Source organism: Rhodococcus sp. AH-ZY2 (assembly GCF_030916465.1).
Lineage (GTDB): Bacteria > Actinomycetota > Actinomycetes > Mycobacteriales > Mycobacteriaceae > Rhodococcus > Rhodococcus ruber.
On the sequence record NZ_CP126460.1, the window covers coordinates 64,236 to 90,402 of the forward strand.

General features: G+C 64.1%; 26 protein-coding genes, 1 tRNA gene and 1 pseudogene. 9 read left to right on the forward strand and 19 right to left on the reverse strand.

Annotated features, from left to right (window positions below; all coding sequences use genetic code 11):
- The first annotated feature begins 42 nt into the window (after window positions 1-42).
- The 4 genes from QNA09_RS27790 (at window position 43) to QNA09_RS27805 (ending at window position 2,427) form a co-directional block, all read left to right on the forward strand.
- Window positions 43-675, forward strand: a complete 633-nt coding sequence (locus tag QNA09_RS27790) for a hypothetical protein (protein WP_211270239.1) — start codon at window positions 43-45, stop codon at window positions 673-675.
- A gap of 169 nt (window positions 676-844) precedes the next feature.
- Complete coding sequence (locus tag QNA09_RS27795; protein ID WP_064257170.1) at window positions 845-1,669, forward strand: hypothetical protein; 825 nt, start codon at window positions 845-847, stop codon at window positions 1,667-1,669.
- A gap of 151 nt (window positions 1,670-1,820) precedes the next feature.
- Window positions 1,821-2,057, forward strand: a complete 237-nt coding sequence (locus QNA09_RS27800; RefSeq protein ID WP_064257169.1) for a hypothetical protein — start codon at window positions 1,821-1,823, stop codon at window positions 2,055-2,057.
- Window positions 2,058-2,094: 37 nt separating this feature from the next.
- On the forward strand, window positions 2,095-2,427 hold the full coding sequence (locus QNA09_RS27805; RefSeq protein ID WP_064257168.1) for a hypothetical protein: 333 nt from the start codon (window positions 2,095-2,097) through the stop codon (window positions 2,425-2,427).
- A gap of 203 nt (window positions 2,428-2,630) precedes the next feature.
- On the opposite strand, the gene QNA09_RS27810 is transcribed toward QNA09_RS27805, so the two are convergent.
- From QNA09_RS27810 to QNA09_RS27840, 6 genes and pseudogenes are all read right to left on the reverse strand, one after another.
- A complete protein-coding gene (locus QNA09_RS27810; RefSeq protein WP_169833943.1) occupies window positions 2,631-3,332 on the reverse strand; it encodes a restriction endonuclease in 702 nt (233 codons plus the stop codon).
- A gap of 128 nt (window positions 3,333-3,460) precedes the next feature.
- A pseudogene (locus QNA09_RS27815) lies at window positions 3,461-3,912 on the reverse strand (hypothetical protein).
- 616 nt (window positions 3,913-4,528) lie between these two features.
- A complete protein-coding gene (locus tag QNA09_RS27825; protein ID WP_064257166.1) occupies window positions 4,529-4,879 on the reverse strand; it encodes a hypothetical protein in 351 nt (116 codons plus the stop codon).
- A gap of 138 nt (window positions 4,880-5,017) precedes the next feature.
- Window positions 5,018-5,365: a hypothetical protein gene (locus QNA09_RS27830; RefSeq protein ID WP_156665547.1), complete on the reverse strand. Its 348-nt coding sequence runs from the start codon at window positions 5,363-5,365 to the stop codon at window positions 5,018-5,020.
- A 17-nt stretch (window positions 5,366-5,382) separates the two neighbouring features.
- Window positions 5,383-7,263 carry a hypothetical protein gene (locus tag QNA09_RS27835; RefSeq protein WP_064257164.1) on the reverse strand — a complete coding sequence of 627 codons (1,881 nt, stop codon included), beginning with the start codon at window positions 7,261-7,263 and terminating at the stop codon, window positions 5,383-5,385.
- Window positions 7,263-7,727, reverse strand: coding sequence for a hypothetical protein (locus QNA09_RS27840; RefSeq protein ID WP_064257163.1), 465 nt, complete (start codon window positions 7,725-7,727; stop codon window positions 7,263-7,265). The genes QNA09_RS27835 and QNA09_RS27840 overlap by 1 nt, the downstream gene beginning before the upstream one ends.
- 166 nt (window positions 7,728-7,893) lie before the next feature.
- Here QNA09_RS27840 and QNA09_RS27845 point away from each other — a divergent pair, with 166 nt between their 5' ends.
- Both QNA09_RS27845 and QNA09_RS27850 read left to right on the forward strand, forming a co-directional pair.
- Complete coding sequence (locus tag QNA09_RS27845; protein ID WP_064257162.1) at window positions 7,894-8,352, forward strand: hypothetical protein; 459 nt, start codon at window positions 7,894-7,896, stop codon at window positions 8,350-8,352.
- Between the two features lie 306 nt (window positions 8,353-8,658).
- Window positions 8,659-9,093: a hypothetical protein gene (locus tag QNA09_RS27850; RefSeq protein WP_197481895.1), complete on the forward strand. Its 435-nt coding sequence runs from the start codon at window positions 8,659-8,661 to the stop codon at window positions 9,091-9,093.
- 97 nt (window positions 9,094-9,190) lie between these two features.
- On the opposite strand, the gene QNA09_RS27855 is transcribed toward QNA09_RS27850, so the two are convergent.
- The 9 genes from QNA09_RS27855 to QNA09_RS27895 form a co-directional block, all read right to left on the reverse strand.
- Entirely contained in the window at window positions 9,191-10,306 is a 1,116-nt protein-coding gene (locus QNA09_RS27855) for a DUF2232 domain-containing protein (protein WP_296779686.1), read from the reverse strand.
- A 155-nt stretch (window positions 10,307-10,461) separates the two neighbouring features.
- Window positions 10,462-11,865 (reverse strand): DEAD/DEAH box helicase, encoded by a 1,404-nt coding sequence (locus QNA09_RS27860; protein ID WP_057479224.1) that lies wholly within the window; start codon window positions 11,863-11,865, stop codon window positions 10,462-10,464.
- Between the two features lie 222 nt (window positions 11,866-12,087).
- Entirely contained in the window at window positions 12,088-13,443 is a 1,356-nt protein-coding gene (locus QNA09_RS27865; RefSeq protein WP_082900148.1) for an HNH endonuclease signature motif containing protein, read from the reverse strand.
- Between the two features lie 76 nt (window positions 13,444-13,519).
- Window positions 13,520-14,278 carry a CPBP family intramembrane glutamic endopeptidase gene (locus QNA09_RS27870; protein ID WP_156665549.1) on the reverse strand — a complete coding sequence of 253 codons (759 nt, stop codon included), beginning with the start codon at window positions 14,276-14,278 and terminating at the stop codon, window positions 13,520-13,522.
- A 75-nt stretch (window positions 14,279-14,353) separates the two neighbouring features.
- Window positions 14,354-14,429 (reverse strand) — tRNA-Arg (locus QNA09_RS27875).
- Between the two features lie 114 nt (window positions 14,430-14,543).
- Window positions 14,544-15,170: an isochorismatase family protein gene (locus tag QNA09_RS27880; protein WP_064257161.1), complete on the reverse strand. Its 627-nt coding sequence runs from the start codon at window positions 15,168-15,170 to the stop codon at window positions 14,544-14,546.
- A 170-nt stretch (window positions 15,171-15,340) separates the two neighbouring features.
- Window positions 15,341-17,758 carry an FtsX-like permease family protein gene (locus tag QNA09_RS27885; RefSeq protein ID WP_156665550.1) on the reverse strand — a complete coding sequence of 806 codons (2,418 nt, stop codon included), beginning with the start codon at window positions 17,756-17,758 and terminating at the stop codon, window positions 15,341-15,343.
- A 50-nt stretch (window positions 17,759-17,808) separates the two neighbouring features.
- Window positions 17,809-18,510 (reverse strand): ABC transporter ATP-binding protein, encoded by a 702-nt coding sequence (locus QNA09_RS27890; protein WP_057479335.1) that lies wholly within the window; start codon window positions 18,508-18,510, stop codon window positions 17,809-17,811.
- Between the two features lie 87 nt (window positions 18,511-18,597).
- On the reverse strand, window positions 18,598-19,830 hold the full coding sequence (locus QNA09_RS27895; RefSeq protein WP_032377353.1) for a CdaR family transcriptional regulator: 1,233 nt from the start codon (window positions 19,828-19,830) through the stop codon (window positions 18,598-18,600).
- Between the two features lie 327 nt (window positions 19,831-20,157).
- Between QNA09_RS27895 and QNA09_RS27900 the strand changes: the two genes are divergently transcribed.
- Both QNA09_RS27900 and QNA09_RS27905 read left to right on the forward strand, forming a co-directional pair.
- Window positions 20,158-21,063, forward strand: a complete 906-nt coding sequence (locus QNA09_RS27900; RefSeq protein ID WP_064257159.1) for an acyl-ACP desaturase — start codon at window positions 20,158-20,160, stop codon at window positions 21,061-21,063.
- A 98-nt stretch (window positions 21,064-21,161) separates the two neighbouring features.
- On the forward strand, window positions 21,162-22,022 hold the full coding sequence (locus QNA09_RS27905; RefSeq protein ID WP_064257158.1) for a universal stress protein: 861 nt from the start codon (window positions 21,162-21,164) through the stop codon (window positions 22,020-22,022).
- On the opposite strand, the gene QNA09_RS27910 is transcribed toward QNA09_RS27905, so the two are convergent.
- The 3 genes from QNA09_RS27910 to QNA09_RS27920 are packed head-to-tail and all read right to left on the reverse strand — an operon-like array spanning window position 22,015 to window position 23,702.
- Entirely contained in the window at window positions 22,015-22,341 is a 327-nt protein-coding gene (locus QNA09_RS27910) for a cupin domain-containing protein (RefSeq protein WP_032395790.1), read from the reverse strand. The two genes, QNA09_RS27905 and QNA09_RS27910, sit on opposite strands and share 8 nt — an antisense overlap.
- A 54-nt stretch (window positions 22,342-22,395) precedes the next feature.
- Window positions 22,396-22,905: a dihydrofolate reductase gene (locus QNA09_RS27915; RefSeq protein ID WP_064257157.1), complete on the reverse strand. Its 510-nt coding sequence runs from the start codon at window positions 22,903-22,905 to the stop codon at window positions 22,396-22,398.
- Window positions 22,902-23,702, reverse strand: coding sequence for a thymidylate synthase (locus QNA09_RS27920; protein WP_064257181.1), 801 nt, complete (start codon window positions 23,700-23,702; stop codon window positions 22,902-22,904). The genes QNA09_RS27915 and QNA09_RS27920 overlap by 4 nt, the downstream gene beginning before the upstream one ends.
- Before the next feature lie 29 nt (window positions 23,703-23,731).
- Between QNA09_RS27920 and QNA09_RS27925 the strand changes: the two genes are divergently transcribed.
- Entirely contained in the window at window positions 23,732-24,598 is an 867-nt protein-coding gene (locus QNA09_RS27925) for an Fpg/Nei family DNA glycosylase (RefSeq protein ID WP_057479216.1), read from the forward strand.
- Here QNA09_RS27925 and QNA09_RS27930 read toward each other — a convergent pair.
- Window positions 24,591-26,135, reverse strand: coding sequence for a carboxylesterase/lipase family protein (locus QNA09_RS27930; RefSeq protein ID WP_064257156.1), 1,545 nt, complete (start codon window positions 26,133-26,135; stop codon window positions 24,591-24,593). The two genes, QNA09_RS27925 and QNA09_RS27930, sit on opposite strands and share 8 nt — an antisense overlap.
- Window positions 26,136-26,167 lie beyond the last annotated feature (32 nt).

Sequence of the window (26,167 nt, forward strand, 5' to 3'; positions counted from 1 at the left end):
GATTCAGCAGCGAGTAAATATCCCCCACACGCAAGGAACACAGTGCCGCCGACCACCCGCTTTGCCACGTTCGCCGCAGCTGCTCTCACCGCCGCACTCGCTCTCTCAGGATGTGGCAGTAGTGACGGATCACCGACGTCAGCCGTCACCAGCGAAGCACCCGCCGTCGACGCGGTAGAGGACACGTTACCTGCCCGAATGGAAGGCAGAATCGACAACCCGGACCGCACCGAAATGCACGGCTTCCTCACAGCCAGTCCGTACGAGCTGACGGCCGACCTCGAGGTGTACTCCACGCAGCAGCTGACGGCGGACAGTGCACCCGCACCGGATGGAAAGAAGTACGTCGTGATCAGCTCGGCACCAGCCACCACGAGTTGGATCATCGAAAAACGAGGATGCACAGGCGAACTCGGCGCATGCGGGCGCGCGGACCTCACCGAGACTTTCGAGCTGAACTTCGCACCATACGACTTCTCGGTCACCAGCCCCGATCCGGTGGAGCCGGTGAAGAAACGGGCACGGTTCGGCTCTCCACAGGGCGCCGAGTTGATCTTCGTGGTGCCTCAGGATGCTTCGGTGATGCAGTTGCGCGTGTCGGCGTATCGGCCGGGACGCCTCGACGCTGTGGAAGCATGGACGGACATCGACGTCGAGTTTTCCACTCTGCGATAGCGCGCATTAGGGAGGTCGCGGGGAGGCACCGGTGTTGTGACCGCCCTCGACGGATCCTCTCCCCCGCTCGCTCGACAACACCGACATCCTCGACTGCACCCTCGTCGAATACTGTTCGATTCTTCACGGCGGACCGATCCGGCTCGCTGACGATCGAAGGAGTGCAGAAGTGGCGACAGACGCGAACTTAGGCCCATGCGTCATCTGCGGAGATCTCGACAATCCCACTCTCGAACACATCATCCCGCAGGCACTGCTGCTGCGAATGGGAGTCGAACCCGCAACCACTGCCGATCATCCGTTCACGACATCGCTGTGTAACGACTGCAACACCGCAACCAGCAAGTTGCACAACAACACGGACCTGCTCGACTTGATCGAGACAGGGGCACCGGTCTCGCAGAACACCCTCCGCGCCCTCGCCTTCTGGATCGTCTGGATCACCTTGCTGCTGGGCGTGAAACGGGGCGGAGACGTCTGGCCGATAGAAGACGCACGTCAGCGATTGCAGTCACGCTTCAGCGACCGCTCGGGTGGGGGCGTCCCCAAAGGCACCAGGGTGTACGCAGCCCTGGTTAACGAAGACGAAACCAGCACCCTGAGCGCCCAGTACTCGATACTTCTGCGCAACGACCCGCGAGTGATCCTCGACCACGCAAACTTCCCCACCGGCTACCGCCCTTCAGGAGCAAAAACAGCCGCCGCCGTCCTGCGGGTCGGCAACCTCGTCGTGATGGTTCTGGGACCAACATGGTCGTCGGGACCGGACCACATTTCCCTCATCGACAAGGCCGCAGCCGATATCGGACTGACCCCGATCTGGCCGTCCACCAATCCCGAAATCACGCTGACGCCGCACACCGTGGCCCTCAAAGAGGTCTGGAATCTGTTCGTCTGCACACCTTTCACGACCCGGAACAACGAACTGCTTCCCGCCGCCCTTCGCGCCCTCGAGTCCGCTGTGAGCTACCTGGACCCGAGCACAGAGACCTAACGCGAGCGCGGATCCGGAGACCTGCCGTTCCGGCGCACGGGTCCACGCTGAACTCGTCGCCGTGTCCGCCGCTGCCATTCGCATCCGACTACGCATCCGACATCCGCTTTAGACTTCCTCTATCACCCTTCCCCGAGAGAGGCCTTTTGTGATGCCGGAGAACACAATCAACAGTGATGACACGGTCGAGGACGGCACCGACGCCAACGGCCCCTTCCGCAAGATGACGCCTGCAAAGGACATCGCGCACTGTTCGGCCTGCGGCCGACAAACCGAGGTCGTGATCATCCGGGACCCCGACACCGACGACGAGACGTGGTACGGGCTGTGCTGTGACGCCTACGGCGATGATTTGCCCGACTCTGTCCGCTTTCCCTTCGGCCGGTAGTCCCTTCCCCGCTCGCTACGAAACGAAAGGCAGGTTCATGAGCACCTACAAAGCATTCATCGCGAAGGACGGCAAGAGGTTTCAGGTCTCCGTCTGCTGGGATGACAACGACCCCAACAGGTTCATCACCGCACCGTTTCCTCTCGAACCATCCGACGACCTCGACAACCAACTCGGGCGAGCTGGGTACCGGCTGGTGTCGAACGACTCCGACAATATCGGCCGAGGTTGGGCCGTTGTGTCGCGGATGGCAACGGATCGGCCCTTCTACGATCCGGTGGAACAGACCTGGCGCTCATCTCTGTCCGACGATGCGAAGCAGAAAATCCGCGCCAAGTACCCGGACGCGTCGGTGCCTGGCGTAGCGTGAGCCCTCCCTCCGCCGTGCCCGATGTGACGCGCTAGCGCCATCCGCGAACAGATGTGACCCCTCCGAGCTTCTCGGAGGGGTCATTTTTTGTGCCCAGATCCGCCGCTACTTGCGGTGGACCGCAGCATGATTGACGGACGAAGCGCACCGGTTGCGACGTCATAGCGTTTACCCGGTAAACACTTGCGATACCACGTTCGAATTCAACGGCGTTGTCGCGGTTGAAATGTCAGGCACCGGACACCGTGACGATCGCCCCATTCTTTGGCCTTTTTCGTGTAGCCGGTACGGGAAAAGAAGATCGCATCCTTGCCCTCCGCGTGCGCGATTCCACTCAGCCGCTGAATTTCGTGGAGCGCGATCTTGGAGGAGAAGAACTTGACCTGGGCGACCGCCCGAGCGGATGTGACGTCGATTCCGCCGTCCGGCCCCGCCTTCGTCTTCCTGGCGTCGGGGTAGCCGTTCTTGCGCATCCAGTCCTCGGCGAAGTCCTCTGCGTCCTCCCACGTGAGCAGCGGACGACCACGGAGCCGCACACGTGGCGGCGGGGCGTCCGCGTCCACTGTGGGAGATGGTTGGTCTGTCTCGTCCGACTGCGACGAGGGCAGGTCGAACGGGAACGGAAATGGATGCTCCGCGTCATCGGGACTGAGAACTGGCCGATACTTCGGATCGCCAAAAGCCGTTGGCTTCGTCCGGGCCTGGGCTTTGATACGGGCCTTGTTCGCGAGGTACCACTGGCCGAGGCCTGGCCCTCGCGAGTCCAGGTAGCGCGCGGCCGACTCGTCACGCCATCGCACTTCACCTTTGAGACCTTTCACCTCACGTAGGCACAGTCGACAACGAGCGGATAGCCCGAGGACGAGCGGTCCACCGCAGTAGCCACACAGCCAGAGTTCCTCCACGGCTTGCATTCTACGAACCCGGGGATCCATGCCTGCTGGCATCCTCGCCTACCAATGAAAGTGGCGCGCATCGCCGACGAAATCTCGTCCGTCGGTGACGCGCGCCGTTCTACAGACCTGCTGCCGGGTCAGCTCCCGAAGTTCACGCCTGGGGCTGCTGCGGGCGCACCAGCGGCGGGCAGCGTGACCACCCAGGACGCTTGCTGCACGGCGTAGGTGGTGAACGGGAACATCGCCAGGTATGTCTCGAGTCCTGGGTAGTCCGAGGCCCACATGCTCATCGGTTCGTCGAGGCTGCCGCAGGACGCCAAGACGACGTAAGCGCCGTCCGGGATGCCGGTGACTGTCTGAACTGTTGTGCCCGTCGGGATCACGCCGGTCTCGTAGATCGTTTGTCCTGGTCCGATCGTGTCTTCGATCGGCGGCAACACGCCACCAGGGGCGTCCCGAGGCCCGTGGTGCACTGCAGAGGACCGCCCGAGTTGTTGGTGATGGTATTGCTCACCGTGGACCCGGACGCGCTGTATGCGAAGGTGACGTCGGCAGCCGTCGAGGCCGAGGCCAGCGAGGGAGCTGCCATAGCCAAGGGAAGAGCTGCAGCACCGACCAGGGCCGCGCGTGTGATCGAACGCATCGAATCTCCTTCTCGTTCAGCATCAAATGTCGTCGACTGATCTTGACATGAAACGAGACCAACTGGACCGGTTTTCTTGGATCCCATGCCTCCGCCAACGACCGCACCCTGGGTGCCGCCTTGGCCAGCGCGCGACGGCATAACCCAAATATGCACCGAGAAAAGGGGACTCGAACCAATAGGTTCGAATCCCCTTATTGCGTGAGCGCGGCCCGTTTAGGGGACCGGTGTGTGCGGTGCATCTTCGGGTTCGATCCAGGAGCAACCCTCGATCTCCTGCGCCTTGTCTTGCGCCGAATACCTGTCGTCGGCGGTCACCGTACCAATGTGATTGTTCTCGTCGTCGTACACAATCCAGTTGCGCATTGGCGTCGATCTCCCAGCAGTCGAAGTTGATGAATCGGAACGGTTCTCGATCCGTTCATACATTCTCCCCCAACTGCTTTGAGCCCGTCGACTCCAAACTGCAACACGAGCAATCCGTCGCCGCATTGAACGGAACCTAGAACGACACTGCGCGCGATGTATCCGCGGTTTCCTGGTTACCGGCTAGCGGGGGCGGCTACATCCCGGCGACGATGATGTCCGGATGTGCGCGGACAGCAGCACCCTGTTGACTGGCTGGCACCAGGTGGGGAAGTTCCGGTTCGTCGTCCAGGGACACCGGGCCATCCCAGGGAGCGACGAGTGTTGGGTTGTATTCCCAACCGTCACACGACATGTCGTCAACCCAAATGGGAGTGAGGGAAGTGCCGAAATGCTTCTCCGCGAATGCCGTCACAGCAGGGAGGACGTTCTGATCGAAGTATCCTCCACTACCGACTTTGACGTCGCATCCGAATGCGCTCGGCCTCACTCTGGCGACGTATTCGCCAGCCGCCGAACGCAAAACCACATGATGGTAGGTCCCCATGTGCGGATCCTTTCTCGTTCTACGGGTGGGTCTTTCGTGACTATTTCTACACGCGATTCAGTGATTTCGCGGAGTCGGCGTGGCCCCGCGGCCACCACAGTGCCGACGGGGCTCTGACCGCCCAGTACCTCCTGGTGTTCAGTGCCTTCGCCGGGTGAAAACGATGCCTGCAGTTGAAATCAGGACCATCGCCACCAGGACCACGACGAAGAACGACCTGTCCGCGGCCGGTGTCAGGGTCTCGCTTTCTTTGGTCATTACGTCGGTGAAGGTGCAGCTCACACCTGGCGGGAGCCATCCCCAGAAGTCCGTAACTCCTGCCGTTACCCGCTCCGCGCGGTCGGGCAGCAGATTGGCGAACCGCGCCGGGGTTCCGTAGTGATCCATGCACCAGCTGGGTTGGTGTTGGAGTCGCAACGACAGCAGATCCCAGAAATAGACCAGCACCAGCAGGACCACCGAGATAGCCAGCGATGCCTGACTCACCCGTAGTGCTCGCGCGCTCACCGCTGACGCGTCACAGCTGCGCCCTCGCGCGGCAACGACGGCAACCGGTACACCCGCGGGCCGATGTCGCCACGAGCAGCGTTCACGAGTACCGGCGCGATCCGCACTCGCCGTTCGAGTGAACGCTTCGGCCCGTACCGCTGCCGCCGCCAATGCCCACGCCGGATATGAGGCGCCACCTGCGCGCCGGTCCCCTGCGCAGCCCCGGACTCCGCACGCCCGGTTGCCTTCACGTTCAGGACCCGCACCGCGCCGTCCTTGCGTTCGGCTGACTCGCCGTCCGCAGACTCCCGAACTGTGACATGCCCGTCGGTTTCCTCCGCTGCACTGTGCCAATCGCCCCATGCCGCGACCGCCGCCAGGTTGATCACCTGATCGCGGAACGCGGTGCTGTCCAACGACGCGGGCAGGGTCCATCGCCCGAGCACGCCGCTGGACTTGGCGGGGATCGTTACGCACCAAGCGAACTCGTCGTCGAGCCGCCCTACGGCGTCGGCGAGCAGGACGAGGCCTTCGATCCTTGCCCCGCGCTGCTCGATCATGTCGCAGAGGTCGACCCGGTCGGCGGTGAATCCTCGTGTTCCGGCCAGCAACATCGATCCCAGGGACCTTGTCTGACCGCGGCCCAAGATGTCCGTGACGACGCGCGTCATCCACTCCCACGACTCGTCCACCTCAGGTGTCGACGGTGCGGCGGCGTCGAGTCGGAGCGGATCAGCGAATGCGAGGAACACCTGCGCATAAGGCAACCGGATGTCGGCGCGATCGTCGGCTGAGAGCGGCTCCGAATCTGCATAGTTCAGTGTGTGTCCGGGCGGGAGCCAGAAGGGGACGGCCGCTTGTGTGGCGACCGCGATCCTCGACGGCGCACACGACCCAGCGCCACCGGCGTAGCGGAGCGCACTCCCCCATGCTGCCGCGGTGTACCAGTGCTGCAGCGAGGCCGCGTCCGCGGGAATGGGATGACGAGGCATCGCAGCGATCGGGAGGCGAATCCGGGAATCGAGAGCCTGCTCGGTTCCCGCACCGTACGCACGCTGCCACGTCGTAAATATTTGACGGGGCGGCAACCCGGACAACGCATTGCGTGTCGCCGCACTCAGTGTCGCGTGCGCTTGCGTCGGGATGGAAGGCCCTTCCGGGAAGTCGGTGTGTTCCTCGCCCAGGACCAGTCCCAGGGCCTGCGCCGACCCAGCCGACTCAGGGCTGGGCTCGGCGATCCACGAGGCCGGATGCCAAGCACTGACCGCCGCTGGAGTGCGATCGAAGAGGGTACCGAGAGCGCGCTGCCGTGTGTCGTCGTCGACATCGGCGTCCGCGCGATGATCATCCGCAGGCAACCGTGAGACGAGTAGCTCCTTCCGCATCTGCTTCTGGGCCTCGGTGTAGTGCTTTTTCGGTTGAGCCGATCGTCGTCCGCCGCGAGCGCGCTGAATCGCCGTGGCTGCTTCCTGCGAGATTTGTCGCCGGTCTGCGACATCGAGCTGAAGAGTCACGCTGTCCTCGGCGCCGATCACCGCCATGAAGGCTTCCAAGCTCTCGGTCTTGCCGCCCCCCAGGGCGTCGGTGATGGGATCCAGCATCCTCCCCCAGCGATCGTGGACCCGCTGATGCAGCGCGCGATGGGACTTCACCCATAGGCCGAGCGCGGCGATCTCGTTGCCGAGTCGATCGACTTCCGCCTGGCACGCCCTGTCCCGGTCCACGCACGCAGCGTCCAACTCGCGTTTGAGTTCATCCGCCTCGGCGCGTGCCTTGAATGCCGCCTCGTGCAGGCGCTCTTCCTCGGCGAGTTCCGCCCGGACAGTCGCGAGCTTGTCCTGCGCTTCCCGCATGTCGCGGTTGTGCTTGGCCTGACGGTGCTTGCCGCGCGCCATCAGAACTCCCTACGGTTCGCCGGGTACATGGCAAACGGCTTCGGTACCGGGAACTCCGAGACGCCCTGCGCTTCGAGCGATTCGAGGGTTTGGGTCCGCATCACCGCTTCCTCCTCCAAGGACTGCTGCAGCGAGTTGAGCGTGTCCTTGCCGTAGGACGACATCCTCGCGATGACCCCGGTGCGGTCCAAGCGGTAGAGCGACCACCGAATGTGGTCGCAGCTCGCCCAGACTTCATCGATCGCGTCCGTCAGTTCACCCGCCCGTGAGCGCAAGTCCTCGACTTTCGGATTGACCACGGCGTCCCGGTCCCGGTGCGCTTGGCGGATGGCCACGCGGAGCGGTTCGGGGTTCGGGGTGGTGTTCTCGGTGTCCATCCGCTCCCGGCGCAGTCGCCGGATCTTGTCCTGGATGTCCGCGATCTGCTTGTGCATTTCGTCGAGAGTTGCTGGTGCGTCGGCCATCAGTTCGACCTCCGTCCGCCACGCAGTGACAGGTCGTCGCCAAACGTGATTGTGGAAGCGCCAAAGCGGTAGCGAATCATGTCGTGCACCATATCGACTCGCACCGACGCGAATGCCGCTGGCCACGTTGACCTGTCGAGTGCGTCCGGCACGGTACAACTAACCGATGAGACCTCTGGTCGTTCGACACCGCATTCTGATCGTCGTCGCTGTCGTGATCGTCGCGATAGGCGGACTGTGGTGGACGAAGACGATTGCCTTCACCCGCTCATCACCGGTCGCGTTCACGGCCGAAACCTTCGTCTACGTTCCGCGCGGCGATCCTTCTGACATCACTCCCACAGTGATCGCGGCCTTCCCGTTCTCGAACGACGAGATCGTGAGGCTTGTCGCCGAGCGGATCGTAAACACATACGGCGGCAACAGATCCGAATACGCGTCGAGTCTGACCATCAAGGACACAACGGCTGTCGCGGGGAAGGTGGTGTACGCCCGCGGCCGGACGCCACTCTCGACTCAACGGATCGCGAACTACGGCGCCGAGGCCCTCTGCGATTTAGTCAACGCAGCAGTCTTCGCGCACACCGGCCAGGCGCGTGTCGCGTTCATGGTGTTCACCGACTAACTTCTCTGTCCGCCCTTCACACCGTCACATCCATGTATTCCGAGGGGCAGGACGTTCCCCGCCGGGCCGACGCCGTAAGCGCTTCCCCGCCAAAAGTATTAGCCCTAAAGGACTACTCGGATTGACCGGACCGTACGGACTCTCACCCGCACACAGGCCACGCCTGTCAATGCGGCCCCATCACTGCACAGTCCCCGCTACCGCCCGCGGTCCCGGGGCGGTAGCGGAAGCTCGGCCCGAGAGCCCCGTGATGAATACTGGGACGCACGCGCGTCGCCGACGGCTGTAGGAACGAAGGAGCAGTCCGTGACACGCCCGCAACGCCTGATCGTCCTCGTAACAGTGTTCGTGCTCGCAGTATTCGGCGGGTTGTGGTGGACGAAGACGATCGCGTTCACCCGCACGGCTCTCGTCGAGTTCAGTGTTACACCGACGCAACCCGATGCCGGAACCACGAGTTACGTCTTCGTCGGGATCCAGACAACCCCCGAGGACCTCGCCAAGACCGCTGAACTCCTCGCACACACACGCGGCGGCGCGGCAGCAGACTACGAATCCGATCTGACCATTACTGGGGCCTCCGACATCGCCGGGATCGCGGTGACTGCTCGCGCACGAACACCCGGCGCTGCAACGGCACTCGCGAACGACGCCGCGCGTGCGCTCAGTTCGTATCTCAACGACATGCCCACAACGACCACCAACAAGATCACCTACCGGGTCAGCTCTTTGGCTCAATAGCGAGCCCACCACGCCACATCCTGCTCGATCGGCGGCGACAACGCGAACAACGTTCATGCGGCACTCCGCCGCGTACCCAAGGACCATCGCCCACGGCTCAGGGTTGTACCGGTTTCGGCCAGGCCGTCGCATCTTTGCCGGTCACCTTCGGGTGAGCGATGACGGCGGCAATGAACGCCGGAATCGACATGCCCAATCCGTGCGAAAGTGTCGCTGCCGTCGTTCTGCCTTCGAGCCAGATACTCGGATCATCTTCGAGGGAATAGTGAAATTCCGTATTGGACCGATTCAGCGGTTGGGCAACGACACCAGGTCCGGTCGTGCCATTCCACATCCACGCCACGCTGACGGTGCCTTCCGACGGTTCGAGGCCGGCGATGATCCTCGTCAGGGTCGATTTGCCGGAGCCGTTGTGACCGACGATCGCGACGAACTCACCGTGTTCGATGTGTAGGTCGACTCCGGTCAATGCAGCTGTGGCGCTTCCCGGGTACCGATAACCGACCGAGGCGAGGGTGACCGGCAACGGCCCGATCTCGTCGTCGTCGGTGCTCGAGACAAGAGCTTCGGGGGTGGGGATGGTGGAGAGACGGTCGAGGATGGCGGTGAGGATCAGCCAGGCGAACAGTGTTCCGGTGACGATCCCGAACGCGATGGAACCGCCGACCCACCACCACCAGTTGTCGAGCACCGCGGTGGAGCTGCTGCGGAGCACATCGGCGGCACCCTGCAAGGCCGACGTGCGCTCGAGCAACCTGGACACGCCCTCGAGGGTGTTGCGAAGGGTGTCGAGGAACAACGTTCGCAGCGGAACGAGGATCAGCAAGAGCAACACCGTCAGGGCTCCCAGTGCGGGCCCGACGACCATCGAGGTGACCAGCACACCGAACAGGCCTTGCTTCTTGCGCTTCGCTCGCCCGACCAGGCCGCCCAACAGCGCCGCGCTCGCCACGGTGAGTGCCGTCTGTGTACCGGCAGCGACGAATCCGACGAGGGTGCCTGCTACCGCAGCGGTCAGAAGCGCACGGGTCCGATACCGAAGTGCGACCACCGACATCGGAACGGCCGCGACGACTTGAAGAATCGCTGCCATCGGCACGAGCACACCGATCACCGTCAATGCGACTGTGAAGCTGCTCATGACCGCGGCGGTCGCCAATTCCTGAGGACCGAGGGGCCCTGACTTCGGAGTGCGAGAAGAACTGACGGTCACCGCTCCAGTGTGCCAGCTCGACCGAGACACACTGTTCGACGTGACTTCCGTGGTTCGGGCCGGCCGGTCTTTGCGCAGTTGCTGCGGTGGTGAGCGTGAGAACAGAAAAGCGCGGAAAGCCCTCGTAAAAAGGGCTTTCCGCGCTCAGGCCGAGATCAGCGGCTGCGCTGGCTCGTAGCCGGTCCTGCTGCACGACGGCTGTGGCCGCCGCCACCGCTACGCGGCTGTCCACCGGAACGGGGCTGTCCGCCACCGCTGCGCGGCTGACCACCACTGCGCGGCTGACCACCCGAACGGGCCGGGCCGCCGCGGCGAGCGTTGCTGTTGCGCGGGGCTCCGGTGCGGGCGGGTGCCTGCTCGACTCGCGGTGCAGGCTCGACGTAGCGGGCCTGCTCGCCGACGAGGTTCGCCACTGCGGGCGAATCGGCGGTGACGCGGATCGGGGTGACCTTGATATCGGCCTTGCGCAGCAGCACTGCGGTGTCCTTGCGCTGCTCGGGCAGGACGACGGTCACGACGTCGCCAGCGCTGCCGGCGCGCGCCGTGCGGCCGGAGCGGTGCAAGTACGCCTTGTGCTCGGCCGGGGGATCGACGTGGACGACGAGCTGAACGTCGTCGACGTGGACGCCGCGGGCCGCGACGTCGGTGGCGACGAGAACGCGAGCCTGGCCGGAGGAGAAGGCTGCGAGGTTGCGGTCACGTGCGGCCTGCGAGAGGTTGCCGTGCAGGTCGACGGACGGGATTCCGGCGTCGGTGAGCTGCTTGGCCAGCTTGCGGGCCTGGTGCTTGGTGCGCATGAACAGGATGCGTCGTCCGGTGCCCGAGGCGAGCTGATGGACTAGCTTCTTCTTGGCTTCGACGCCGTCGACCTCGAAGACGCTGTGCGTCATGGCCTCGACGTGGGAGGTGGCCTCGTCGACGGAGTGCGTGATCTGGTTGTGTAGGAAGCGCTTGACCAGCTTGTCGACGCCGTTGTCCAGTGTCGCCGAGAACAGCATGCGCTGACCCTTGTCCGGGGTGGCGGCGAGGATGCGGGTGACGACAGGCAGGAAGCCCAGATCGGCCATGTGATCGGCCTCGTCGAGGACGGTGATCTGAACGCCGTCGAGCGTGAGGTGGCGCTGCTTCATCAGGTCTTCGAGGCGACCGGGGCAGGCGACGACGATGTCGACTCCACCCTTGAGCGCGGAGACCTGGCGAACCTGCGACACACCACCGAAGATCGTGGTGACCTTCAGCGAGTACGCGGCGGCGAGGGGCTCGATTGCGACGGCGATCTGGGTGGCGAGCTCACGCGTCGGAGCGAGAATCAGGCCACGCGGGCGGCCGGGCTTGCGATTGCCGGGAAGCTGGCCTGCGAGCCGAGCGACCATCGGGATCGCGAAGGCGAGTGTCTTTCCGCTGCCGGTCTTTCCGCGTCCGAGCACGTCGCGTCCCTGCAGTGTGTCGGGGAGCGTATCGGCCTGGATGGGGAAGGCTTCGGTCTTGCCCTGGCTCGCGAGTACATCCGCGATGGCCTGGGGTACACCGAGTGCAGCAAATGTTTGTGGGGTCGTCATAGTGATGAAAAGTGCCTTTCGGGCAGGGTGTTGCACCTGCGGGCCTTGGGCCGAGATGCAAGGTGGCGAGACTGCCGGTGGGCAGTTTCGATCGCCGTAAGAGAAGCCTGTGCGGGGTGCACATGGTGATTCGGGAGCATTCCACGACGTCTGACGTGCAGCTACGCGCGTCGTCACCGAGTGTAACCGAGTTGTGGCTCGGTCTCTTCCCGTGCATGTTCGTCACGCGGCGCCGTCGTCGAAGAGACCCGTGATCATCACGTTCTCGATTCGCGAGTTGTAGAGCTCGACCACCGGCATGGGCGGGGCACTCGAGTCATAGGTGTGGCCGGTGGGTGAGATGAGCCTGTACCGATGTCGCGCGTTGCGTTTGTCTCGCCGCGCTTCGGCCGTCCAGCCTTCCCCTTCTTTCGCGTAATTGCATGCGGCACAAAGGCCTGCGCCGTTTTCGGCGCTGGTTTTACCACCCGCGGAGTGTGGCCGGATGTGATCGTGGTGTCGGATCGGCGCGTCGCACCACGGGGTGCGGCAGGTGCGATCTCGGAGGTCGATGAGGCGTCCCAACGCGGTGGGAAAACCTCGCGACGTGGACTCCACTGCCGTCAGCGCTCCGGATTTCGGATGGGCATAGAGGCGACGTAATGCGACGTGCGTCTCATTGCCTTGTGCGTCGTCGAGCGCGTCTCGAATCAGTTGCCGTGCGACATCGGACGGGATTTCGCCGTAGCCGTGCAGATATGCGGACGTGTCACCGCCGGCGAGCAGCGTCGAATCGGAGATGACGATGTCGACGGTCACTGGCGGGCCTTGGGCTGCTGACGCGCCGGTGACCCGCTCGAACACGAGGTCGGCCATGATCTGGTCGCGCGTGCGTGTGTCGCCGCCCGAGTTGATGATGGTGTCGGCATCTCGTCGCAGCGTGGCCCACATGCAGACGGACTTCTCCATCGATGTGAGGACGGTGAAGAAACCCATGGATTCGGGTGCGGGGCGGGTGCTGGTGCGCCGAGCTGCGTATGCCTTCGCACGCCGCTTCACCTGGGAGGCGGCGTCGAGTTCGTTGGCAAGTGCGCGAGCGCGACCCTCGATGGTGCGGTCGCCGGCACCGGCCAATGTCGCGGGGTCTGCGCACAATCGTTCGTCGATGGTGCGGCGATCGTCGACGGTGAGGCACGCCGTCTCGCGAGCAAGAATCATGACCCGCCACTCGTTGAGTTCGCCGGCTTTCAGGCGCGCGAGAGTGTGCGGCATTTCGTGCACCAGCGCGCGTGCGAGTCCGAGGTGAGTGCCGCCACGGTTCGGCGATTCGCGTCGGGCCAAGCCGATCTGTGACGCAATCCCGCTGCGCCACTGAGCTTTCGGTTTGCCGAGCTCTTTGCGTTCGTTGCTGATGGCTGTTGCGACGGCATCGGTCACCACGGCTTGCGTTGCCACGCTGACGCACTTGACCGTCTCGAGAGCGGAGATCAAATCGATGCCTGCTGCTGCGTCGACAACGACATCGGACGCCTGAAGACGTGCGACGAAACGCAACACCTCATCAGGTGTCAGCGGCAAATTTTTCAAAGCTGTGACCACGAGTTCCTCCCCAGTACTCGAATGCATGTTCGATAGTACGGGTGAATTCGATGGTACGCAAGACCTGCTTCGGACGTCAGGTGAGCACTACTGCGATGGCGATGGAGCTGACAACGGCGTTGTTGAATGCGTGCAAAATCAGCGGAGCCCAGAGCGATCGATACCAGAGACGGAGTGCAACAAGGCCGGTGCCCAGGAAGAGGATGTACAGCATCGCCGGCGGTGCAATGTGGCACAGTGCGAAGACGATGGTGACAAGCGCAGCACTGACCGCTGTCGGCATCTTGGACCTGAGCCAATCGAGCAGGATCCTGCGAAACACTATTTCCTCTATCAAGGGAACAACGCCCGCGATCAGCACGAGTATCGCGGCGATCGAGGCCGGTCCGATTTCTACGGCGTCCTTCACTATCGCGTTCTGATTGCCGTCCGGTGCGACGTCGAGGAGTGCGCCAATTCCGGCCGTGGCCAGCACGGCGAGGAGCATCAGGAGCGGAACCTGCCACAGGAGATGGAGGAGGCTGTGCGCGGGGGATCGAAAACCCAAGTCCGACAGCGACCATCGACGTCGACGGATCAACGCGAAATAGAGGCCGGCGCATCCGATGATGCCGGCCAGAACCATGGCGAGCAAAGCTGCCTCGGCGACCCCGCCGATCATGAACCCCGCCACGGCCCCGATCAGTCCGCCGATCGTCGTTCCCCCGAACCCGCTGACGAAGGCCAACGCGACGTCGCCCACGGTGGGTGTAGGCAGTGGCGAGCCGGTGAATTGCGGGAAACTCTTGTGGTTCAGGTGGACGAGTGGCGCATGCTCGTCAGGGGAGTGGTCCACACCTGCACTATTTCGCCATACGCTCGCCTCCGCAAGTGCCGCACCCGGGCATCATGGCAGTCTTGCAGCGCTCTGTGGTGCCCTCGGCAGGATTCGAACCTGCGACCTACCCTTTAGGAGAGGGTTGCTCTATCCCCTGAGCTACGAAGGCTGGTAACTGTCCGTTGATCGTAAACTGCTGCAGCGCAACATTTTTCGATTTTCGGAACAATCGGTTGCGGATAGGTTTGCTGCCAGAGTGCACAGCCGACCCACATCGCGCTCGCTAGTCTAGCGGCCCACCCCGCGGATCGGGAAGCAGGTTCTGGATCGACGCCACTCGACCGGTCAGTGACGCAATCAGCTTCAATGCGGTGCGGTGCTGGTGAGCGGTGTAATCGGCAATCGCTTCGACGCCGACGAAGCACTCAATATCGCGGGCGGAAGCGTCGAACGTCGTCGCCAAAATTCCCGCCGACGCGAACACGCCCACGATGATGAGCTGGTCACGGCCGCGTCGGCGCAATTCGACCTCCAGATCGGTGGCGTAGAAGGCGCTGTAACTTCGCTTTGCGATCGGAGCGAAGTCCGGCTCGGTGATCGCTACCTCCTCGGCGTTTGGGCCCAACCCCCACATCGGTCCCAGCAGTCCCCGCTGGGCGACGTCACTCGCCGCTCGTGGAGCACTGGCCAGAATGGGTACCCCACTCGACCGCGCCCACGCGACCACCTCCGATGCCGCCGCAAACACTTTCGAGCGGACAGAGTCGTCGAGCACGTTGAGGTAGTACGGCTGCATGTCGTGGACCAGGAGGGCGGCTCGCTGAGGAACCAACTCCCACTCCGGGCCGCCCGAGCAGTCGAGCAGAGCGTCGGCGTCGTAGTCCTCTGCTGCGACGCTGAATGTGGCCATCCGACAACCCTTCCCTCCCGCAAACGCGCGCGCATTCGCTAGGCGCGCGCAGTCCTGCTATACGTCCGCTGACCATTCCGCTCGCACCTGGCAAACGCGCGCGCGTTTGCGAAATCCAGAGGCCCCGCGAATCCTGCCGACCCGCCGAATCCAGAGGCCCCGCCCACAACCTAGTCCGCCGCAATGGCCTCCACGATGTTCAGTCGCGAGGCGTGCACGGCGGGTGGAGCCGAGCCCAGCAGCGACAGGCCCAGGGCGACGAGGCCGTACAGCAGCACCGACCAACCGGCGGTGTAGGCAACCGGGATTCCGATGCTGGCGCCGAGGATCAAGGTGCTCAGATACTGCAGACCCGCGCCGATGATCAGGCCGAGCACGCCGCCCACGATGCCGACCGACAGTGCCTCCGCCAACACCATTCGTGCCAGGGTTCCCCGTCCACCGCCCATGGCTCGCAGTACGCCGAGTTCGCGTCGACGCTCCAGGACCGACAGCGTCAACGTGTTGAGCAACGCGACCGCGGCGACGAGCGCGACGATCCACTGCAACGCGATGGCCAGTGCGCCGGACTGTCTGATGGCAGCGCTGGTGCCCTCGAGTGCGGCAGCGCCGGTGTACACGAAGACCTCGGGCGGCAGTGTCGAACGCAACGAATCCTCAACGGCCGCAACGTCTCCGTCGACGCCGATCTCCAGGTAGGTCGCGCCGGGTCGGTCGTACCAACGCTGCATCGAGTCCAGCGAGATTGCCATCGTGCCGCCCGCGGCATTGATGTACTGGACCAGATCCAGCACTCGCACGTTCTTCACGCCCGTCGGCGTCGGCAGATCGATGTAGTCGCCCACCGATACACCCAACGTCCTGCCGAACCCCTGGGACAGCACCACACCGTCACCTGCGAGCACCTGGGACCGCACGGTGTCGGTGAGCGATGCGAGCGTCACCGCATTGCTGCCGTCGGCGACGCCCTGGATGGATACCGTCTCGCCGTCGATCGTTGCGTATGCCCACTGCCCCTCGACGACGCGAGCGACACCGGGCGTCGAACGGACGGCGTCTGCCACCTCCGTAGGAACGATGGGGCCCGACGGTATGGCGTCGGGCGAGGACATCGACACGTACAGGTCGGTGTTCGCCAACGACGACAGCGATTCGGCCGCCGAGTCGGTCATGTTGGCCAACGAACCCGACACTCCGACACTGACTCCCACCGCAATCACGATCGTCATGACCGTTGCCCAGATCCGTCGCGGGGCACGTTCGATGGTGGCGGTGGCCAGCCGGCCGGCACCACCCCAGCGGCGAGGGACGGCCGCCGTGGCCGACACGATCGGTCCCGTCCCCCCGACGCACAGCGCAACGACGCCGAACATGAACAGCGCTCCGGCACCGAGGGTCAGTTGGCCGTCGACGTTGACGGCGAACACGAACGATCCGGCAATGGCGACGAGGCCGAACGCGGTGGCTGCAGCGACGAATCGACGACGTGGTCCACCTGCCGTTTCTCCGCCGCCGACGGCGAGTGCCTCGATCGGCGAGATGCGATACACCTGTACCGCAGCGACGGCCGAGGCTCCGACGCAGGCCAGTACACACGCTGCGATCGCCACGGGAATGGCAAAACCTGGCAACACGTACTCGATTCGAGCGTCGAATGCCTGCGACAGGAACGGCGGAAGGCTCTCGATGGCGATGCGGCCCATCGCGATTCCGAGTGGAACACCGACGGCACCGCCGACCAGTCCGACCAGGACGGACTCGAACAGCAGGTCGCGGACGATATCCGCGCGGCGTCCACCGACGGCGCGAAGGAGAGAAATGGTGGGTCGACGCTTCGCGATGGCCATGTTCATGACGTTGAAGACGAGGAAGGCCGCGACGACGAATGCGATGAGCGAGACCATCAGCGTGGCATTGCGCGTCAGACTCATCGCCTGGTTCGCGCGGTCGGCCCGGTAGTCGGGGCTCATCACCGACACTCGGCCGGCGAGTGCGGCGTCGAGGTCGGACCGCAGTGTGTCGCCGTTGCCCAGGACGAAGATCGAATCGAGCTGATCGGGGCGATCGGTGAGTGCCTGCGCAGCGGGAAGGAGCGCAACCGCGAACATGCCCCCACCGATGCGTTGCGTGCCGGGGCCGTCGATCACGCCGACCACCGCCGTCGGAACGTCGTCGATCGTGACGGTGTCTCCCTGATTCAGACCCGTTGCGGCTCCGACCAATACACCGGAAGGATCGGACAACAGTCCCGCCGCGTTGCCGACCGCGCCCTGCAGATCCGACTGCAGTGCCGTGATGGACGAGTCGACACCGAGGACCGTCAGATCTCCGACGTCGGATCGAACGGTGCTGCGCAGCAGGGGAACCGCCGTGTCGACACCGGGAACGGAGCGCACCACGTCGAGTTCGCTCTGGTCGAAGCCGGAGTCGGTGACACCGACGACTTCGTAACTCGCGTTTCCTGCGATCGTCACCGCGAGACGTTCGACGGATCCGGTCAACGACCCGTAGGTGCCGAGGACGGCGATGAGCAGCCCGGCGGCGACGGCCACGACACCCGCGGACACGAGCGAACGCACCCAGTGCATGCGGAGGTCGCGAAGGCTGATGACTCGAAATCTGCTGAGAGCGGTACCGATCACCGATCGAGACCGGCCGTCGGTGTGTCGGTCTCGACGCGACCGTCGATCATGCTGACGATGCGGTCGGTGGAGCGCGCCGCCTCGAGGTCATGGGTCGCCATCACCACTGCTCGACGCCCCTCGCTGGCGTGTGCCACGTCCGCCAGTATTTCGAGGATGTTGTGGGAGGTCTTCGAGTCGAGATTGCCGGTGGGTTCGTCGGCGATCAACAGTGCCGGATTCATCATCAGTGCTCGGGCGATCGCAATGCGTTGGATCTGACCACCGGACAGCTGCGCCGGCCGGTGCTCGGAGCGTTGCGAGAGCCCGACCATCTCGAGCAGTCGCATCGCGTCGGCCTTGGCCTTCTTGATGGGAGTGCCGTCCAACAACTTGGGGACGGCGACGTTCTCCCACGCCGACATCGTCGGCAACAGATTGAAGAACTGGAAGACGAAGCCCACCTGGTGGCGTCGGAAATCGGATTGGGCGTTGTCGTCGAGGGTGGTGACTTCGACATCGTTGAACCTGATGGAACCCGACGTCGGTGTGTCGAGTGCGCCCAGCATGTGCAGCAGCGTCGACTTGCCGGCACCGGACGGTGCGACGAGGGAGACGAACTGGCCGCCCTCGATCGTGAGATCGATGCCGTCCAACGCCCGCACCGGTTGCTCTCCGGTGGGGTACTCCTTGACCACCCCGGACAACTCCAGCATCAACTTCGCCACGGACGAATCCCCTTGCTTCTCGAATGTATCTTCGACGCTACCTGCCGTCGGATCGAGAAACCGTTCGGAACTCTCAGATCAAGCTGCGCCGCGCGAGGATTCGAGTCGGCGGGCCACCAGCGCGGCCTGCAGGTGTCGGATTCCGGACGGACGTGTGGGGTCGAAGCCCGTGAGCTGTGCGATCCGCTTGAGGCGGTAGTCGACGGTGTTGGTGTGCAGATGGAGCTGACGAGCAGACCGCTGACGGTTCAGATCGTGCGAGATATGGATCTCCAGGGTTTCGAGCAGCTCGGGTGACGAATCGAGCGGCTCGAGTATCTGAGTCAGGTGGCGTCGGCCGGGGCCCGGACGCGTCAGCTGGTACTCCAGCACGAGATCGTCCATGCGGTACAGGCCGGACGGGCGGTGCAGTTGATGGGCCAGAGACAGCAGTTCGTGGACCTGATCGGCTGCGGTGGGGATGTCCGCAGTGGCGGCCTGCTCGGCCGTGACGGTGACGGGCACCTCGGCGGCGGTACCGATGCGATGCACCAGAGCCTCGACCCACTCGTCGTCGTGGACACCGGGAATCAGGACGGTGCCACCCTCGGTGCTCAGCAAGGACAGGGGAGTGCGGCCGCAGATCGTGGCCAGCTCGGCCTGGACACGACGCAGCTTTCTGCGAGCGGCGACCGTCTTCTGGATGTTGGGGTCGTTCTCGTCCGGGTGCGGCGGCACCGAGATGGCGAGCACGAGGTAGCTGTCGGCGAGTTCGATGCCGGACTGACGTGCCATCGACACCGCGTTGTGGCCGCTGAGAAGTGAGGTGACCAGAGTGTGCGCTGCAGTGTGGTGTTCGCTGGCCACGGCCTGCAGTTCTTCCACATAGCTCTTGCTGGCGGCGATGGATACCTTCTCCGACAGCAGCACGAACATGCGCGCGGCCTCGATCAGCTGCGCTGCATCGCCCTCACCCGCTCGCTTCGACACGAGATTCCAGCCGATCTGGATGCCCTCGTGGTAGACGCTGAGCACCGATTCGAGCGGAACTCCTTCGCGAGCCCACTGGCTGGCCTTGGCGCGAAGCTCGGCCAGGTCGGATTCCGCCGGGGCGCGGCGCTCGTCGAGCATCTGGACCGCGATGCTGATGCATTTGACGGTGAATTCGGTGACGTCGCCGTGGAGCTGTTCGCCTGGCAACGACCCGCAGGGAGTGTTGGCTGCGAAGTGTCCTACCAGGAGCCGCGCCACCGCGCGGAAATCGCGAAGAGGAGCCGACGCAGGCTGACCCGCGACCATGATTCCGAGGCTAGTCGAGTTGTGAACGGTCACAGATCAACCCTTCGTGTTGGTTCTTCAGGTCATACGGACTGCAAACTTACTGGCGCGTATCAACGCGCTTCGATGGCTCAATGTAAACAATCGAACCTGAAACCGCGTCGTTTTCGTACTTCAAGTTTGTTTCCTGGCCTCTAACAGGATCGATCATAGGTTGTTATCTACGTGTGATCCATGGTTTCGGCAAAACTCGTTGTGATCTATCTCGAGCGACCGACGTGGCCGGCTGCGACTTGCCCTAAACAATCGGGAAGCTGTTCACGGCGCACGCGGCGCACATCTACCTTGATCCCGTCGGGAGTGGGCAACGAAGGGACGAGCATGCACAGTGATATCGGTCAGTTCACTGTCCTCCGGGAGTTGCGCCCGACGATCGAGGAAAATCTCGCCCGTCACCGTGTCGAGTCGGTTCAGTGGGTACCGGCCGATTTCGTGCGTGCCGAGATGTACTGGGGATCGCGTCCCTCGCCGCTGACCGAAACTGCCAAAGCCGCGTTGGTGACCAATCTTCTGGTCGAGCAGAACATTCCGCTCTACCGCCGAGATGCAGGGGCAACCGAGATCGGTGCCTGGCCGTCCTGGCTCACCGACTGGAGCAGCGAACGACGTCGGCACTCGGTGGCCCTCACCGATTACCTGGTCGCCACCCGCAGCGTCGATCCGGTCGCCCTCGGACGAGCTCGAGCGCAATGTATGACGGTGGGGTTCGACGCCCCCATGAACGGTGCACACCTGCTTCGGTCACTGGTTCAGGTGGTCCTCGACGAGTCGGTCTCGACTATCAGTCATCGCAACACCGCGGACCAGTGCCATGATCCGGTGGCGGATCGTCTCCTCGGACGCATCGTCGCCGATCAGGAACTGCACGTCCGATTCTTCGCGAACTTGGTCTCGGCAGCGCTCACCGTGGCACCCGGCCTGACGGTCACCGCCATCACCGAGGTCGTCATGAATTTCCAGCTACCGGGTACCAACCTCCCCGGTTTCGCGCGCAGTGCGATGCTCATCGCGCGCGACGGCATCTACGACCTTGCGCGCCATCTCGACGAGGTACTGCGGCCCATGTTGGCCCAGTGGCGCATCTTCGAGCGGACAGATCTCGGTGCCGGGGCGCGTAGTCGCGATCAATTGGCGGACTACTTGGACCATCTCGATGCCCAGGCCGCCACCATCGAACGCAGCTCTGTGCGAACGCGGGAGTACGCAAACGCATTGCGCGCCAGCTGACACCACTTACCTCGACGGGGTGGATCGACTAACCTGAACTCCTACTCTTCTTCACGCTCCACACCTTGTGTTCGGGGCAACGACCGGAGGCCCCCATCGTGACAGGCTCTCGACCGATCATCGTCGGTATAGACGGATCCGCCGCGGCGGACAAGGCAGTGATCTGGGCGGCCTTGTGCGCGCATCGACGCGATCGGCGGTTGCACATCGTCACTGCCGTCGACATGCCGGGAGTTGTCGATCTGAGCGAATTCGCCGGAGAAGCAACGGAATTCGTTGCGACGGCCAAGTCCAGGTTGGTGGCGGCAGAGACCCTGGCCGCGCTGGTCGTCGACGATCCCGCGTTCGAGGTGACGTCGAGCGCCATCGAGGGCGGCGTCATGGACGTTCTCATCGGCGTCTCGGCGCAGGCCGAGATTCTGGTGATCGGCGCCAGTGAAACCGGCGCTGTCACATTGTCTTTGGCGGCCCACAGCGTCTCGCCGGTGGCAGTGGTGCGGGGCCGTGACATCGACGGTCGTCGGGTCGCCGAGGGCCCGGTCGTTGTCGGCATCGATGGATCGGACGTCAATCAGACTGCCGTCGAGTCGGCGTTCGTCGAAGCGTCGGCGCGCGATGCCGTATTGATCGCGGTACACGTGTGGTCCGATGTGGATCTGACGCAATCGTTCGGCCGCGCGCCCAAGGATTGGCACGCCATTGCCGACGGCGAAGAGGCACTGCTGGCAGAGAGCCTCGCCGGCTGGCAGGAGCGGTTCCCCGAGGTCGAGGTGCAGCGCATCGTGGCGCAGGACCGACCGGTACGGGTACTCAGTGGCCTGTCCGAAACCGCAGCACTGATAGTGGTGGGCAACCGGGGACGCGGCGGATTCGGTGGAATGCTGCTGGGGTCCACGAGTTTCGCTCTCGTCAACACCGCGGACTGCCCGGTGTTGGTAGTGCGAAAAGCACTCACATAGCGACGGTCAGCAAAAAGCTCACGTCTTCGAGGGCCTCGACGCTGTGGCGGGCGTCGGGGATGACGAGCAGATCGCCGGTCGAGCCCTTCCAGGATCGCTCGCCGCTGATCAGCTCGAGCTTTCCGCTCAGCACCAGCACCGTCGACTCGCCGGACAGGTCGTGTTCGGCCAACTTGTTACCGGCGGCCAACGCCACGACAGTCTGCCTCAGGTGGCGTCGGTGACCGCCGTACACCGTCTGCGAACTGCGGCCACTCGACGCACCGACGGCGAGCTTGAGTTGTTGGCGGGCAAGTGCGGTGAGTGACTTCTTGTCCATGATCGTCAGTATGACGCACGGTCTGCGGTCGCGACGGGGGAATCCTGAACGCGCTCAGGAAGGTTGGGTAGCCTGTCCGTACTCGACGTAGCGAAATCTAGTGTCGTTCACTCGGCTGTTCTGCCACTCGCCGGCCTTCGCGGTCCAGCCGTCCGGAATCTCGGGGGCGACGGTATCGCCGGAGATGTCGAGATCGACCTCGGTGACTTCGAGGTGCGTCGCGATACTCACTGCACTGCGATAGATTTCGCCGCCACCGATGATCCAAACCGGGCTTCCGCTCGCCAGGGCCACAGCGTCGGCGACACTCGGTGCGCTTTCGGCACCGTCGGCGGTCCACGACGCGTTACGGGTGACCACGATGTTGCGACGGCCCGGCAGCGGGCGGAACTTCGCCGGCAACGAATCCCAGGTCCTGCGCCCCATGATCACCGGGTGCTCGGCCGTCGTGGCTTTGAAGTGCGCCATGTCCTCGGGAATGCGCCAGGGGATGCCACCCCCGTCGCCGATGACCCCGGCCCGGCTCTGAGCCCAGATCAGACCGACGAATTGCGGGGCAGTCACACTGCGACCGGAGCCTTGATGGCCGGATGGTGCTGATAGTCCACCATCTCGATGTCCTCGAAGGTGTAGTCGAAGATCGAATCTCGTTGTGCCAGTTTCAGAGTGGGGTACGGATACGCCTCGCGGGAGAGCTGCTCGGTAACCTGTTCGCGGTGGTTGTCGTAGATGTGGCAGTCGCCGCCGGTCCACACGAATTCGCCCACTTCCAGACCCGTCTGGGCCGCCACCATGTGCGTGAGCAGCGCGTAGCTGGCGATGTTGAACGGCACACCGAGGAACATGTCTGCGCTGCGTTGGTACAGCTGGCAGGACAGTTTGCCGTCGGCCACGTAGAACTGGAAGAACGCGTGGCAGGGCGGAAGCGCCATCCGCGGGATCTCGCCGACGTTCCAGGCCGAGACGATCATGCGCCGCGAATCCGGATCGGTCTTCAAGGTCTCGATGACCTGGCTGATCTGGTCGATGTGCTCGCCGGACGGGGTGGGCCACGACCGCCACTGCACTCCGTAGACGGGGCCGAGCTCGCCGTCCGGAGCTGCCCACTCGTCCCAGATGCTCACGCCGTGCTCCTGCAGCCAGGTGGCGTTGGAGTCGCCGCGCAGGAACCACAGCAATTCGTACACGATCGACTTCAGATGGACCTTCTTGGTGGTGATCAACGGGAAGCCCGCTGCCAGATCGAAGCGCATCTGATGCCCGAACACGCTGGTGGTGCCGGTCCCGGTGCGGTCGGACTTCGCCGTCCCGGTATCGATGATGCGGCGCAGCAGATCTTCGTACGGAGTCGGAACCATCACGACGGTCATCGTAGCTGCATACTGGTTTCATGCCGGAATTGCCCGAGGTCGAAGCCCTTGCCGGCTTCCTGCGCGAACATGCCGTCGGTGCCGTCATCGGCCGCATCGACATCGCCGCGCTGAGTGTTCTCAAGACGTTCGATCCGCCGATCACCGAACTGCAGGGCCAGGACGTCACCGATGCCGCGCGGTTCGGTAAACACCTGGCACTGCGGGCCGGCGACCTGTGGTTGATCACGCATCTCTCGCGCGGCGGTTGGCTGCGGTGGGTGGACAATCCCAGCGCCGCGCCGCCCAAGCCCGGCAAAGGTCCGTTGGCACTGCGGATCCACTTCTTCACTCCCGAAGGCGCGACGCCCGCCATCGACCTCACCGAAGCCGGTACCAAGAAGCGATTGGCGGTCTGGGTGGTCCGTGACCCTGCGCAGGTGGCGAGCGTCGCTCGCCTCGGACCCGATGCGCTGACGGTCACCGAGCTCGAGTTCGCCGAAATACTCGCCGGCACCACCGCGCGACTGAAGACCTCGTTGGTGGACCAATCTCTGTTGGCCGGTATCGGCAACGCGTACTCGGACGAGATATTGCACGTCGCGAAGCTCTCGCCGTTCGCGTCGTCGAGCAAGCTCGATCCCGAATCCGTCGCGACGCTCTACGCGTCGATGCGCTCGGTGCTGTCCGACGCGGTGGCCCGCTCGGCCGGGCAGGACGCGGCGCGGCTGAAGGGGGAGAAGCGATCTGGTATGCGGGTGCACGCCAGAACTGGGCTGCCGTGCCCGGTGTGCGGAGATCCGGTACGCGAAGTCGCGTACGTCGATCGATCGTTTCAGTACTGCGCCACGTGCCAGACGGCCGGCAAAATTCTTGCCGACCGTCGAATGTCACGTCTGCTCAAGTGAAGGGTTCGAGTTTCTGGCTGGCGTAGCCGCGGTAGCCTTCCCACGCCTTGCGGCGGTCGCTCCGCGGATCCTTCTGCACCCGAGTGCGGGTGTCGAAGATCAGTGTCTTTCGGTCGCCTTCGTCGTACGCCGGCCACGACTCCAACGGCTTTCCGTTGGTGGCGAACGCAATCCAGTGCGATTGCACCTGCTCGGTGACCTCGGAGAACGCCTTGCGTCCGCCGGCCAGGGTGAGCGCCTTACCGAACAAGGTCTCACTGATCCCGAACACGGCGAACAATTCGAAGCCGTGGGTGGCGTCCAATCCGAGCAGCTTCATCGATCGCGGCGCGAAGTCGAATCGGTAGAAGTACGTCGGTGCGTGACGCGAATGTCCCTCGGCCACTTCCAGTGACGGCTTCCAGAAGGTGAAGTCGCCGCCGAAGTCGATGGCGGCACGCTCGTTCGGGTAGCCCCGGTAGCCCGAAGTGACCACCGCTTCGGCGTCGGGATCGGTGAGTGAGAACAGCTTGGTGATGCGCTCTGGATTGGTGGGCACCGTGTGGAGAAACTTCGAAAACAGCGTTCCCTCACGGGCATTGGTACCGATGATCAGCGGCACGCGGTGCGCGGTTCCGTTCGCATACGCCTCGACCGGGCTGATCGGTAGGAAGTCGCCGTCGATCACCGGGCCGAACGGGAACAGGCCCGGAGTGCGGTGCCACGTGGTGAGATCCAGCTTGGTCCCCGCGCGTCCGAGCCGTAGTACCTCGGCGTTCTCGAGGGTCTCGGCAGCGTTCTCGACGGTGCCGCCGAGGTAGCCGACGTATTCCCGCGCCCATTGATCGGCGCGCTCCTTGGTGGCGGTCATGCCGGGAGCGGAACTCTCGGAAATGGCCTGAGCGAAAAGGCCTTTGGCCGAGGGAACCGTCATCAGGGTGGTGACGGCGTTGCCGCCGGCAGACTCACCGAAAACGGTGACGTTGCTCGGATCGCCGCCGAACTCGGCGATGTTGCGTTGCACCCATTCCAGAGCGGCTACCTGATCTCGCAAGCCGAGGTTGGAGTCGAACGGCCGCTCGGGAGTGGAGAACTGGGACATGTCGAGGTAGCCGAGAGCGCCGAGTCGGTAGTTGACCGAGACGTAGATGATGCCGTCGCCGTCCTTCAGCGAGCGGCGCACCAGGGAGCCGCCGCCGTACAGGGGAGTAGCGGACGTGCCGAAGGTGTACGCGCCGCCATGGATGAACACCATGACCGGACGCGGGTTCGCGCTCGGTGCGCTGGGGGCGAGCACATTGAGCGTCAGGCAGTCCTCGCTGGACGGCTGGTACTTGCCGATCGCGAGCATCGTGCCTCGCTTGTGCTGAACGGAGGCATTGCCCCACTCGGTGGCGTCGCGCACGCCGTCCCACGGTTCGGTGGGTTGCGGCGCCCGGAAACGCAGTGGGCCGACGGGTGGGGCGGCGTAGGGAATGCCTCGCCAGGTGGTGAGGTCACCGACGGGCTTTCCCTCGATGATGCCGTCGGAGGTGGTCACGCGTGTCGTCACAACCATGTCGCGAGTGTACAAGCACGCCGGTGAAGCCG